The 12,797-nt window shown below is 68.1% G+C and carries 9 protein-coding genes; 6 read left to right on the plus strand and 3 right to left on the minus strand.

All coding sequences use genetic code 11. From position 1 onward, the window contains the following. Nucleotides 1-4: 4 nt before the first annotated feature. A complete protein-coding gene (locus tag ASC59_RS03340) occupies nt 5-1,666 on the minus strand; it encodes an ABC transporter substrate-binding protein (RefSeq protein WP_055818341.1) in 1,662 nt (553 codons plus the stop codon). 132 nt (nt 1,667-1,798) lie between these two features. Between ASC59_RS03340 and ASC59_RS03345 the strand changes: the two genes are divergently transcribed. The 5 genes from ASC59_RS03345 to ndk all read left to right on the plus strand — a co-directional run bounded on the left by ASC59_RS03345 (nt 1,799) and on the right by ndk (nt 7,962). Then, nucleotides 1,799-2,149, plus strand: coding sequence for a GntR family transcriptional regulator (locus tag ASC59_RS03345; protein WP_055818343.1), 351 nt, complete (start codon nt 1,799-1,801; stop codon nt 2,147-2,149). Between the two features lie 263 nt (nt 2,150-2,412). Then, nucleotides 2,413-5,766 (plus strand): isoleucine--tRNA ligase, encoded by a 3,354-nt coding sequence (gene ileS, locus ASC59_RS03350; RefSeq protein ID WP_055818345.1) that lies wholly within the window; start codon nt 2,413-2,415, stop codon nt 5,764-5,766. Continuing rightward, nucleotides 5,763-7,124 carry a bifunctional folylpolyglutamate synthase/dihydrofolate synthase gene (locus ASC59_RS03355; RefSeq protein ID WP_055818346.1) on the plus strand — a complete coding sequence of 454 codons (1,362 nt, stop codon included), beginning with the start codon at nt 5,763-5,765 and terminating at the stop codon, nt 7,122-7,124. Before ileS ends, ASC59_RS03355 begins: the two co-directional genes overlap by 4 nt. Further along, on the plus strand, nt 7,121-7,546 hold the full coding sequence (locus ASC59_RS03360) for a DUF4233 domain-containing protein (RefSeq protein WP_055818348.1): 426 nt from the start codon (nt 7,121-7,123) through the stop codon (nt 7,544-7,546). The genes ASC59_RS03355 and ASC59_RS03360 overlap by 4 nt, the downstream gene beginning before the upstream one ends. Beyond that, entirely contained in the window at nt 7,543-7,962 is a 420-nt protein-coding gene (ndk, locus tag ASC59_RS03365) for a nucleoside-diphosphate kinase (RefSeq protein WP_055818350.1), read from the plus strand. The genes ASC59_RS03360 and ndk overlap by 4 nt, the downstream gene beginning before the upstream one ends. A 623-nt stretch (nt 7,963-8,585) precedes the next feature. Here the strand turns inward: ndk and ASC59_RS03370 are convergent. Then, nucleotides 8,586-9,200 carry a vitamin K epoxide reductase family protein gene (locus ASC59_RS03370; protein WP_055818352.1) on the minus strand — a complete coding sequence of 205 codons (615 nt, stop codon included), beginning with the start codon at nt 9,198-9,200 and terminating at the stop codon, nt 8,586-8,588. Nucleotides 9,201-9,482: 282 nt separating this feature from the next. Here ASC59_RS03370 and ASC59_RS03375 point away from each other — a divergent pair, with 282 nt between their 5' ends. Then, nucleotides 9,483-12,386, plus strand: coding sequence for a ribonuclease E/G (locus ASC59_RS03375; RefSeq protein WP_082513362.1), 2,904 nt, complete (start codon nt 9,483-9,485; stop codon nt 12,384-12,386). 4 nt (nt 12,387-12,390) lie between these two features. On the opposite strand, the gene ASC59_RS03380 is transcribed toward ASC59_RS03375, so the two are convergent. After that, entirely contained in the window at nt 12,391-12,663 is a 273-nt protein-coding gene (locus ASC59_RS03380; protein ID WP_055822755.1) for a DUF4031 domain-containing protein, read from the minus strand. Between the last annotated feature and the right edge of the window lie 134 nt (nt 12,664-12,797).

Consider the following 12,797-nt stretch of genomic DNA (forward strand, 5'->3'; position numbering starts at 1 on the left):
TCGACTACTCGGAGAGCCAGGCGTCGGCGAAGGTCGGTGTCGACACCGTCGGCATCGCCCGGGCACCCTTCACGCTCGTGCTCAGGAGGAAGTGATTCTGCTGGTCGTAGAGCGGCAGGGCGTAGAAGCCACCGAGGATGATCTTCTGCGCCTGCTCATAGAGCGATGCCCGCTCGTCGGGGTCGCTCGTGCTCGCGGCGGAGCGCAGGAGCTCGTCGAGCTCGGGGTCGTTCAGCTGGGCGAGGTTGGCGAAGTAGCCGCTCGGCGCCGGGGTGATGCCGGCCGAGTCGTAGAGCGTGCGCAGGACGTCGGGCCCGATCTTCGTGTACGGCGCACTCACGAGCTCATAGGAGTCGGAGAAGAGCGCCCCGTACCAGCCCGAGATGTCGAGCGGCGAGATGACGACCTCGAAGCCGGCCTCCTTGGCCGTGGCCTGGATCTGCTCGAACAGCGACTGCTCGGCCGGAATGGACTGGTTCGTGGAGACCGGGAAGCGCAGGGTCAGGCGCTCGCCGTCCTTCGTGCGATAGCCCTCGGCGTCTCGGGTGGTCCAGCCGGCCTCGTCGAGCAGGGTGTTCGCGGCGTCGAGGTCGGTGGTGAAGAGCTTCTCGTCGGAGTAGCCGAGGGGCTCGACGCTCGACAGAACCGAGTAGGACCGCTTCGCCGTTCCGAAGAAGAGCGAGTCGATGCCGTCGTTCACGTCGGCGGCGCGGATGAATGCCTCACGCACGCGCACGTCGTCGAACGGCGGCCGGGAGGAGTTGAGCTCGATGCGGTTGGATGCGCCGGGCCTCGGGGCGTCGATCTCCACCAGGGAGCCGTTCTTCGTCGCCTGGGCGATGGTGTCGGGCTGAGCATTGTCGATCACGTCGACCTCACCCGACTGCAGGGCCGCATAGCGCGAAGCCGAGTCGGGGATGAAGCGCCACTCGATGCCCTCGAGGTAGGGCGCGCCGGTGTGGGCGGCGTCAGCGGGGGCGGAGTCGTAGTCGTCGTTGCGCACCAGGGTGAGGTGGTCCTGCTGCACCCACTCCTCGACCACGAACGGGCCGGTTCCGATGGGGGCGAGGCAGTTCTCGTCCATGCCCCGCGCGATGCCAGCCGGCGACTCGATGGCCACCCAGGGCTGGGCGAGCGACTCGAGCAGCGCGCTGTCCGGGGCACTGAGGTGGAAGCGGGCGGTGCTGTCGTCGACGACCTCGACCGAATCGACCTTGCCGAGGGCGAGGTATCCCGTCGATGACTGCGTGTCCGGGTCCTTCAGGTGCTCGACATTGACCTTGACCGCTTCGGCGTTCAGCGGGGTGCCATCGGTGAACGTGACGTCGTCGCGCAGCGTGAAGTCCCAGGTGAGCCCGTCGTCGGATGCCGTCCACTCCGTCGCGAGCCACGGGATGATGGTGCCGTCCTCGTCGAGCGAGACCAGCGACTCGAGGAACTGGCCGGCCACGAGAGCTTGCGGGTAGTTGCCGCCGACGTGAGGATCGAGGCAGTCCGGCTCGGCATCGCCGCTCGCATACACGAGGGTGCCGCCCGGCGTCGGGGTGGAGGCGGCCTCAGGGGCAGCCGAGGTGCATCCGGCGAGCAGGAGCGTGGCTCCACCGGCGGCGGCCAACAGGGAGAGAAGACGCCGGTTCGTCCGAACCGGGGCTGAAGCGCTGGGCATCGAGATCCTTGCACGTGGGGGAAGGGTGAAGCCCTCCGGCTCGCAGGCGGGAGGGCATGATTCATCCTGACAGCACTCCGAGCGACATCCGGCTTCATTGAGCTATTTGGACTAACTCAATACACTCAACTCGTGCTCCTTCGTGTCGATCCGTCCAGCCCGCGGCCCCTGTTCGAGCAGCTCGCGTCGGGAATCCGCGGCTCCATCGTCGATGGCCGGCTCGTCGACGGCGAGCGCCTGCCGTCTGCTCGTGCGCTCGCCGAACAGCTCGACATCAATGTGCAGACCGTGCTGCACGGCTACCGAGTGCTGCGCGACGAGGGTCTCGTCGAGTTGCACCGGGGCAGGGGAGCCGTCGTCACGGTGCGCGTCGGCGGGCACATGGCGCTGGCCGGCCTCATCCACGATCTGGTCGCCGAAGCCCGGGAGCACAGGGTGGCGCCTGCGGCACTGCACGCGCTCATCGACGAGGCGTATCGCTGAGTCGCCGTACGAGGCGGTCGAGCACGGTGTTCGCGTAGACTGGGTGCAACGACATCGATCCGGCCATCACCGGGGAGTCTTCGGAAGAACGGCGTGAGCCCAGTAGAGCCGAACGGGTCTGGCCCGTCACAGCCAATGAACAAGCGGTGCAGTGGATCCGGGCAGGTTCCGGAGAATCTGCACAAGCGGGGTGGTACCGCGGTGGAGCTCGACGGGCTCGCCGTCCTCGTGGAGAAGTCACTCTCGCATCCAGGAGCCACGCGTTGTACCCCAAGGGTCAGGATCCCCAGCACGCATCCGACGGCGTCGTGCCGTCGCCGAACTTCCCCTCCATCGAGCGGGAGGTGCTCGAGTTCTGGAAGAACGACGGGACCTTCCAGGCCTCCATCGACAATCGCGACGGCGCCGAGGAGTGGGTGTTCTACGACGGCCCTCCGTTCGCCAACGGCCTCCCGCACTACGGACACCTGCTGACCGGCTACGCGAAGGACGTCTTCCCGCGGTTCCAGACCATGCGCGGCAAGCAGGTGCATCGACGCTTCGGCTGGGACACGCACGGTCTTCCCGCGGAGCTCGAGGCTGAGCGGCAGCTGGGCATCACCGACAAGAGCCAGATCGAGGAGATGGGCATCGCCGCGTTCAATCGCGCTGCCCAGGACTCCGTGCTGCGCTACACGAAGGAGTGGCAGGGCTATGTCACCCGCCAGGCCCGGTGGGTGGACTTCGAGAACGACTACAAGACCCTCGACGTGACCTTCATGGAGAGCGTCATCTGGGCGTTCAAGCGCCTGCACGACAAGGGCCTCGCCTATGAGGGCTACCGCGTGCTGCCCTACTGCTGGCGCGACCAGACTCCGCTGTCGAACCACGAGCTGCGCATGGACGACGACGTCTACAAGGATCGCCAGGACCAGACCGTCACGGTGACCTTCCCGCTGACCGGCGCCAAGGCGGAGTCGCTCGGACTCACTGCCGTGCGTGCTCTCGCGTGGACGACGACTCCGTGGACGCTGCCGACCAACGCGGCGCTCGCCGTGGGCCCGGCCATCACCTACGCGGTGGTTCCCGCCGGACCGAATGGAACACCGGATGCCACAGTGCTCCGTGAGCGTTCCGGTGGCAATGACGGCACCGAGGTGCTCGGCGCCGAGTACCTCATCGCCATCGATCTCGTCGGCAACTACGCCAAGGACCTCGGCTACGAGTCGGCCGCCGACGCGCTGGCAGCGGTCTCCCGCACCGTGCTCGGGAGCGAGCTCGAGGGCGTGACGTACGACCGGCTGTTCGACTACTACGCAGACGTCGACGCGTGGGGCATGCAGAACGGCTGGCGCATCCTCGTCGCCGACTACGTCACCACAGACGACGGAACCGGCATCGTGCACCTCGCGCCGGCCTACGGCGAGGAGGACCAGAAGGTCTCGGAGGCCAACGGCATCCCCGTCATCATCTCGCTCGACGACGGCGGCAAGTTCCTCTCCGACGTGACGGATGTCGCCGGCCAGCTCTGGAGCGACGCCAACAAGCCGCTCACGCAGCTGCTCAAGGCGGAAGGTCGGCTGCTCCGACAGGCGAGCTACGTGCACTCGTACCCGCACTGCTGGCGCTGCCGGAACCCGCTCATCTACAAGGCCGTCTCGAGCTGGTTCGTGCGCGTCACCGACTTCCGCGACCGCATGGTCGACCTGAACCAGGACATCACCTGGGTGCCCGAGAACGTCAAGGACGGCCAGTTCGGCAAGTGGATCGGCAATGCCAGGGACTGGTCGATCAGCCGCAACCGCTACTTCGGCTCGCCGATCCCCGTGTGGAAGAGCGATGACCCCGAGTACCCGCGCACCGATGTGTACGGTTCGCTCGAGGAGCTCGAGCGGGACTTCGGAACGCAGCCGCGGAACGCCGCGGGCGAGCCGGACCTGCACCGTCCGTACATCGACGAGCTGACTCGCCCGAACCCCGACGACCCCACCGGCAGGTCGACGATGCGCCGCATCCCCGACGTGCTGGACGTGTGGTTCGACTCCGGCTCGATGCCGTTCGCGCAGGTGCACTACCCGTTCGAGAACCAGGAGTGGTTCGACAGCCACAACCCGGCGGACTTCATCGTGGAGTACATCGGCCAGACGCGTGGCTGGTTCTACATGCTGCACGTGCTCTCGACCGCTCTGTTCGATCGCCCGGCGTTCACCAACGTCGTCAGCCATGGCATCGTGCTCGGCAGTGACGGCCAGAAGATGAGCAAGTCGCTGCGCAACTACCCCGACGTCTCCGAGGTCTTCGACCGTGACGGCTCCGACGCCATGCGCTGGTTCCTCATGTCGAGTTCGGTGCTGCGCGGCGGAAACCTCGTCGTCACCGAGGAGGGCATCCGCGAGGGTGTGCGCCAGGTGATGCTCCCGCTGTGGAGCACCTGGTACTTCTTCTCGCTGTACGCGAACGCTTCACGGGCCTCCGGCTCGCTCAGTGGAACCGCGTCCTCGGAGGGCGGCTACGAGGCGCAGCGTCGCACGGACTCGACCGACGTGCTCGACAGATACCTCCTCGCGAAGCTCCGCAACCTCGTGAGTGCCGTCACCGTCGACTTCGAGCAGCTCGACTCGACTCTCGCGGCAGCCAAGCTCCGCGACTTCGCCGACGTGCTCACCAACTGGTACGTGCGTCGGTCGCGTGACAGGTTCTGGGCCGGAGTCGGGGAGGACGGCTCGGGTGCCGAGGCGTTCGACACCCTCTTCACGGTGCTCGAGACGTACACCCGACTCACCGCTCCATTGCTGCCGCTCGTCTCGGAGCGCATCTGGCAGGGCCTCACCGGCGGTCGCAGCGTGCACCTGGCCGACTGGCCCGATGCGTCGGAGTTCCCGGCAGACGAGGCCCTCGTCGCCGTGATGGACCAGGTGCGCGCCATCAGCTCCACCGCGCTGTCGCTGCGCAAGCAGTCCGGTCTCCGCGTGCGCCTGCCCCTGGCGAAGCTCACCGTGGTGTCGGCATCCGCCACAGCCCTGGCACCGTTCGAGGCCATCCTGCGCGACGAGCTGAACGTGAAGTCCGTCGACGTGGTCGAGCTCGCCGAATCGAGCGCCGCCGACTACGGAGTCTCGAGCCGTCTCACCGTCAACGCGCGCGCCGCGGGTCCCCGCCTCGGCAAGGAAGTGCAGAAGGCCATCCAAGGTGCCCGCACCGGCGATTGGTCTGAGACCGACGGCATCGTCACGGCCGGCGGCATCGTGCTCGTCGAAGGCGAGTACGAGCTCGTGCTCGAGGCGACGTCCGAGGCCGGTTCCGGCGTGGCGCTCGCCCTGCTTCCCGGCGGCGGCTTCGTGCTGCTCGACACCGTGATCACCCACGAGCTCGAGGCCGAGGGCCTGGCTCGCGACGTGATCCGAGCCGTGCAGGACGCCCGCAAGGCAGCAGGTCTCGAGGTCAGCGACCGCATCCGGTTGCGTCTCACCCTCAATGAGACCGCTGCGACAGCTGCACGGGTGCACGCCGAGCTCATCGGATCAGAGACCCTGGCCGTCGATCTCGACATCGCCGCCTTCGGCGGCGCCGAGCTGCCAGCCGAGGCTCTCTCGGTGGGTCGCGACTCCACCCTCACCATCGCTCTGGAGAAGGCATGAACGACGAAGACATCTGGCGCCAGCCCGCCGACGCCGTCTATGAGGGTCTGCTCGCCCGCATCGGCGAGTCGAATCCCCAGCCCCGACTGACGGCCACCCGTCGCGCCGTCGAACTGCTGGGCGACCCCCAGCGCGCCTACCCGGTGATCCACATCACCGGCACGAACGGCAAGACCAGCACCAGTCGCATCATCGACAGCATCCTGCGGGCCTACGGATTGAAGACCGGCCTTCTCACCAGCCCGCACCTCACCCGGTTCACCGAGCGGATCCTCATCGACGGCGAGCCGATCACCGATGAGGCGCTGGTGCGCAACTGGGAGGACATCGAGCCGTACATCGCGATGACCGACGCCGAACTCGAGGCAGCGGGTGAGGCTCCGCTCAGCTTCTTCGAGGTGCTGACCGTGCTCGCGTTCGCCTGCTTCGCGGACGCGCCCGTCGACGTCGTGGTGCTCGAGGTCGGCATGGGCGGCGAGTGGGACTCCACGAACGTCGCCGATGGACAGGTCGCCGTGTTCACGCCGATCGCGCTCGACCACGTCGGCCGTCTCGGCGACACCGTCGCCGCCATCGCCCGCACGAAGTCGGGCATCATCAAGCCGGCTGCGAGCGTCGTCTCCGCGGCGCAAGCGCCTGAGGCCCTGGCCGAACTCGAGCGTGCCGTCGAACTCACCGAGTCGACGTTCGCCGTCGAGGGGACGCAGTTCGCCATCACCGAGAACCGGGTCGCCGTCGGCGGCCAGCTGATCAGCGTCCGCGGGGCGGCGGGCAGCTACGACGAGATGTTCCTGCCGCTCTACGGAGCGCACCAGGCGCAGAACGCAGCCGTGGCCATCGCCGCCGTCGAGGCGTTCATCGGCGGGGGAGCGCAGCCCCTCACGACGGCACTCGTCGAAGAGGGCCTCGCCACGGCGACCTCGCCCGGCCGCCTGCAGCTCGTCGGCATCGAGCCGAGCGTGATCGTCGACGGAGCCCACAACCCGCACGGTGCTGCTGCGCTCGTCTCCTCGCTCGAGTCGTTCTTCGACTTCGACGAGGTCGTGGCCGTGGTCGGCATCCTCTCCGACAAGGACGCCCGCGGGATCGTCGATGCCCTGAGCCCCGCTGTGCACCACTTCAACGTGACGGCGTCTGGGTCGGAGCGGGCCATCCCGGCCTCCGACCTCGCCGCCGACATGGCAGCCTGGGCCGGGCAGGAGAAGGTCTTCCCGTTCGACTCCGTCGCCGACGCCCTCGACGAGGCGCGCCAGTGGGCCGGCGCCGCGCCGCGCCGCGCCGTGATCGTCACGGGATCGATCACCCTCGTCGCCGAGGCCATGGAGTACGCGGCCGATCGAGACTGGATGGGTTCGTGACTGACGCGACGCCGGGGCTTCCCGACCCTGAGGACGCTCCGGATGCTGCGCCGCCGCGGCGCTCCGCAGCACCGCGCTCGATCAAGCGCAGCCTGGCGTCGATCGTGCTCGGCTTCGAGCTCATCGTCGTGTTCCTCGCCGCGCTCGTGAACTACGGACTCCCGACGGCCGGCCTGGTGAGCATCGGGCCCGTCGCCGCGCTCGTGAGCGGCGGCGTCGTCTGCCTGCTCATCATCATCACGCTCGGCCTGCTGCGGTATCCGTTCGCCTATGTCCTCGGATGGATCGTGCAGGCACTCATCCTTCTCGCAGGCTTCCTCAACCCCGGCATGTTCTTCGTAGGAGCCATCTTCGCCGCCATGTGGACCTACGCCATGATCAGCGGCGGACGTATCGACCGAAACAACAAGGAGTACGCATGACCACGATCGAAGAGACCCTCGTCCTCGTCAAGCCCGACGGCGTCGCCCGCGGCCTGACCGGGGAGATCCTGCGTCGCATCGAGGCTAAGGGCTACTCGCTCGTCGACCTCCGCCTCGTCGAGGCCGACCGCGACCTTCTCGCGCAGCACTACGCCGAGCACGAGGGCAAGCCGTTCTACGAGCCGCTTCTCGAGTTCATGGAGTCGGGGCCGAGCGTCGCGATCCGCGTCGCGGGCAACCGGGTCATCGAGGGATTCCGATCGCTCGCCGGGACGACCGACCCCACGACGGCTGCTCCGGGCACGATCCGCGGCGACCTGGGCCGCGACTGGGGCCTCAAGGTGCAGCAGAACCTCGTTCACGGCTCCGACTCGCCCGAGTCGGCTGCCCGTGAGCTCGCGCTCTGGTTCGCCTGAGTTCTCTCCGTTGATCGAGTAGCGCCCGACCGCGCTCCGCTGATCGAGTAGCGCCCGAGCGCGCTCCGCTGATCGAGTAGCGACCGAGCGCAGCGAGGACGCGTATCGAGATCACGTTCAGCCCCGGCGCTGACTCGGGTTGCGCGCGGAGGTGGTCTCGATACGGCGGCTCGCTTCGCTCGCGGCCTACTCAACCGGCGGGGGTGTGGTCTCGCGGATCGGCACGCTCCGCTGATCGAGTAGCGACCGAGCGCTTTCCGCTGATCGAGTAGCGACCGAGCGCAGCGAGGACGCGTATCGAGATCACGTTCAGTCCCGGCGCCGACTCGGGTTTGGCGCAGGGGTGGTCTCGATACGGCGGCTCGCTTCGCTCGCGGCCTACTTGACCGGCGGGGGTGTGGTCTCGCGGATCGGCACGCCCCGCTGATCGAGTAGCGACCGAGCGCGCTCCGCTGATCGAGTAGCGACCGAGCGCAGCGAGGACGCGTATCGAGATCATGTTCAGCCCCGGCGCCGACTCGGGTTGCGCGCAGGTGTGGTCTCGATACGGCGGCTCGCTTCGCTCGCGGCCTACTCGACCGGCGGGAGGTGATCGCGGCCTACTCGACCGGCGGGCGGTGCGGTCAGAACAGGTAGCCGAGCACGTCGAGGCGCAGTTGCGCGATGACCGCCACGATCAGGTAGCAGACCAAGGTGATCAGCGGAATCCAGCCGAACGCGGCTGACGCGAATCGCTGGAAGGGCTCGTTCGTGGGGATGCGACCCGTGCGCAGGTTGTCGAACGTCACGACCCAGAAGAGCGGGATGACGACCGCCCAGGTGAGCATGCACCACGGGCAGAGCGTCGCGAGGATGTGGATGCTCTGGTACATCAACCAGATCACGAACGCCAGGGCGCCGACGACTCCGACGTTCAGGCCGATCCAGAACCAGGCGGCGAACCGCGCTCGAGCCAGGATCGCCACGCCGATGGTGATCACAACGGGCCAGCAGATGAGGCCGATCACGGGGTTCGGGAAGCCCAGCACGGCGCCCTGCGACGAGGCGAGGTTCACCGAGCACTGCACGATGAGGCTGAAGTCGCAGGAGGCCCCGGTGCCCGGGAACTCGAGGGCGTGGAACTTCTCCAGAGTGAGTTCGAACGCGGCCAACAGGCCGAACGCACCAAGCACCGCCAACACGATTCCGACCGCATAGGCGGGCCTGGACACGGTGCCGGCTGGAGTGGTCTCGCTCATGATTGGCGATTATGGCATGGCTGATCACCGCCGATCTGTGAAGCCGTGCGATAATCGGATGTGTCGACTGAGCCGCGCTCAGCCCGACGCCAGAGAAGGCTTGATGGGTGCAGTGCACCCGAACATTCGGTCCCAGACCGAGAGAAGTGGCAGCCAGAGCCAGTGTGCCGGCTGCAGACGACAGAGGATTAGCGAGATTCCGCACCGGCGGAGACTCGCGTGAGAGAGTACCCGGAACGCGGATGGCGCGGCCAGTCGCACCGGTCGAGGAGTGCCCCAGCAATGGTGGAGAACAACGAGAACACTGACCCGACGAAGAATGTCGGGGAGACCGGTGGACGCAAGCGCACGCGCATCTTCGGGGCTCGCAAGAGCCAGAAGAAGGCCGAGCAGGCTCCCGTCGAGGGCAAGGCCGAGGTGACGGATGCCGCCCCAACCGCGGCCCCCGTCGCCGAGACGCCTGCCGCGCCGGAGCCGACGGCCGAGACGGCAGGTCGACCCGCCGATCAGCCGACGGCAGAGGCGCCGGTCGCCGAGGAGACGGCGCCGGTCGCCGATGCTGCACCGGAAGACGAGGTGCAGGAAGAGGCCGGCGTCGAGGCCCAGCCGGAGCCTGCGGCATCCGTCGCCCCGACGCTCTTCCCCGCAGCGCTGACGACGACGTCGCTCATCTTCCACGCCCCCGAGATCGCCGCTCTGCCGCCGCGACCGAACCGCGGCGGACGCCCCGACCGTTCCGACCGCGACGATCGCGACCAGGACGACGACTTCGAGGAGTCGGAGTCGACAGTGCGTCGCCGCGCCCGTCGCCGCAGTGGCGACGAGAGCCGCGGCGGGTCGGACGACCCCACGAACACCGTGGTGAAGGTGCGCACCCCGCGCCAGCCCGAACTCATCACCGAGCCGCAGCGCATCAAGGGCTCGACCCGCCTCGAGGCCAAGAAGCAGCGCCGCCGCGACGGCCGTGACGCCGGCCGCCGCCGCGCCGTCATCACCGAAGCCGAATTCCTCGCCCGCCGCGAGTCCGTCGACCGCACCATGGTCGTGCGCTCCAAGAGCGCCCGCATCCAGATCGGCGTGCTCGAGGACGGCGTGCTGGTCGAGCACTACGTCGCCCGCAACCAGGACGCATCCCTGATCGGCAACGTCTACCTCGGCCGCGTGCAGAACGTGCTGCCGAGCATGGAAGCCGCCTTCGTCGACATCGGACGTGGCCGCAACGCCGTGCTGTACTCCGGCGAGGTCGACTGGGAGGCAGCCGCCGCTGAGAACCCCGGTGGCAACCAGCCCCGACGCATCGAGCTCGCGCTCAAGCCCGGCGACAAGGTGCTCGTGCAGGTCACGAAGGACCCGGTCGGCCACAAGGGTGCCCGACTGACCAGCCAGATCTCGCTGCCCGGCCGCTACCTCGTCTACGTGCCGAACGGTTCGATGAACGGCATCAGCCGCAAGCTTCCCGACACCGAGCGCGCACGTCTGAAGAAGATCCTCAAGGAGGTCCTCCCCGACAACCAGGGCGTCATCGTGCGCACTGCTGCCGAGGGTGCGACCGAGGAGCAGCTCACGCTCGACGTCAACCGACTCATCGAGCAGTGGGCGTCGATCTCCAAGCAGCTCGAGACCGTGCAGGCTCCCGCTCTGCTGCACTCCGAGCCCGACCTGCTCATCAAGATCGTGCGCGACGTCTTCAACGAGGACTTCCAGAAGATGGTCATCGCCGGCGACGAGGCCCAGGAGACCATCGAGGCCTACCTGCGCGCCGTCGCGCCCGACCTGGTCGAGCGCGTCGAGACCTACACCGGTGAGAAGGACGCCTTCGACGAGTTCCGCATCTCGGAGCAGATCGAGAAGGCCCTCGACCGCAAGGTCTGGCTGCCGTCCGGCGGATCGCTCGTGATCGACCGCACCGAGGCCATGACCGTCGTCGACGTCAACACCGGCAAGTTCGTCGGCTCGGGCGGAAACCTCGAGGAGACCGTCACCAAGAACAACCTCGAGGCAGCCGAGGAGATCGTGCGCCAGCTGCGCCTGCGCGACATCGGCGGCATCATCGTCGTCGACTTCATCGACATGGTGCTCGAGTCGAACCGCGACCTCGTGCTGCGCCGTCTCGTCGAGTGCCTGAGCCGCGACCGCACCAAGCACCAGGTGGCCGAGGTCACCTCGCTCGGTCTGGTGCAGATGACCCGCAAGAAGCTGGGACTCGGCCTGCTCGAGTCGTTCAGCGAAAACTGCGAGGTCTGCGCCGGCCGCGGCATCATCGTGCACCACGACCCCGTCGTGCGGCACCGCCAGCAGCAGCAGACGCCGCAGCCCGCGATCGCGGGTTCCGGCAACCGTCGTCGCGGGGGCGGCCAGTCCGCGCCCAGCTCCCAGTCGGCTGCCCCGACGGATGCGGCCAAGACCGGCAACGGCACGCACGGCATCACCGAGGACGCCAAGCACGCCCTCGCCATGATCGCCGCCTCCACCCTGCACCCGCACGAGAAGGAGGCTGCAGCAGCGGCCGTCGTCTCGGAGCCCGTCGAGTCGTCGGAGAAGCCGGCTGCCGAAGCGGCGTCGACCGACGCGGGCGACCGCAAGTCCTCGCGTCGCGGCCGTCGCGGACGCCACGGCAAGGGTGAGCAGTCCACCGGCGAGCAGTCGGCCGCCGAGCAGAGGAACCCGGAGCGGACGAACCCGGAGCGGACGAACACCGCGCAGTCGGACTCCGAGCCGACTGAGGCAGCACGGTCCGACGTCGAGGCGACGCCGCGGGAGTCCTCCGACGCGCCCCGGTCCGATCGGTCCGATCGTGCGGCTCGCTCCACGGATGCGGGCGTCGAGGCCGACCGGCCTGCCGCCCAGTCATCCGCCGCTGGCGTGACGGCGACCGTCCTGGCGGCATCCGAAGCTGGGAATCGTCCGGCAGAAAAGCGACAGGGCTCACGTCGAGCGCGTCAGGAGAAGCCGGTCACAGCCGAAGCTCCGGTGGCGATCCTCGACATCCCCGTCGTGGCCAAGGTCGTTCGGGAACCCAAGCGCGCCAACCCCGTCGAGACCGAGCACCTGCTCGATTCCGTGCTCGACTCGCTGCCTCAGCCGAAGCAGGCGGGTCAGGGACGAGCGCGCAGTCGGCGAGTCTCCACGGCAGGCCTCTCGACCACCCCGGTCGAGCCCATCGTCACCACCGGCGCGGGCGAGTAGACCCCTACAAGCCCCGCCGTTCGCGGGCAGTCACCCGGAGTCCGCTCGCGCGGAGCCGGGTGACCAGCTCGCGATTCGACACGAAGACCGCCCCGGCGGCCACGAGAGCCTCATGGCGCTCGAGTGGCACGTCGTAGTGGTCCCGGTCGAAGCCACGCCTGGGGATGCCGTTCGCGGCAGCGAAGGCGTGGAGCTCATCGAGTGAGGTGTCGCTCACGAGATGGGCCCAGATCGTGTCGTGGGCCGGCCACATCGGCTGGTCGATGAGCACGGTCATGTACGTGATCATAAGGCGGACCGCCGGGCGACGCGCCGGGTGGCTCTGTTTGACCGAGGTAGATCCTTCGGCTAAACTCGACCGTTGGTGTGTGTTGGATTCTTAGTCCCACCGTCACCACGGTTTTCTGGTTG

Source organism: Leifsonia sp. Root1293 (assembly GCF_001425325.1).
In the GTDB taxonomy this organism is placed as follows: domain Bacteria; phylum Actinomycetota; class Actinomycetes; order Actinomycetales; family Microbacteriaceae; genus Orlajensenia.

Bases quoted from the DNA above. Each gene is read 5' to 3' on its own strand.
- ASC59_RS03375 (WP_082513362.1), top strand. From the start codon at position 9,483: ATGGTGGAGAACAACGAGAACACTGACCCGACGAAGAATGTCGGGGAG.
- ASC59_RS03370 (WP_055818352.1), bottom strand. From the start codon at position 9,200: ATGAGCGAGACCACTCCAGCCGGCACCGTGTCCAGGCCCGCCTATGCG.
- ASC59_RS03380 (WP_055822755.1), bottom strand. From the start codon at position 12,663: ATGACCGTGCTCATCGACCAGCCGATGTGGCCGGCCCACGACACGATC.
- ASC59_RS03340 (WP_055818341.1), bottom strand. From the start codon at position 1,666: ATGCCCAGCGCTTCAGCCCCGGTTCGGACGAACCGGCGTCTTCTCTCC.
- ASC59_RS03355 (WP_055818346.1), top strand. From the start codon at position 5,763: ATGAACGACGAAGACATCTGGCGCCAGCCCGCCGACGCCGTCTATGAG.
- ndk (WP_055818350.1), top strand. From the start codon at position 7,543: ATGACCACGATCGAAGAGACCCTCGTCCTCGTCAAGCCCGACGGCGTC.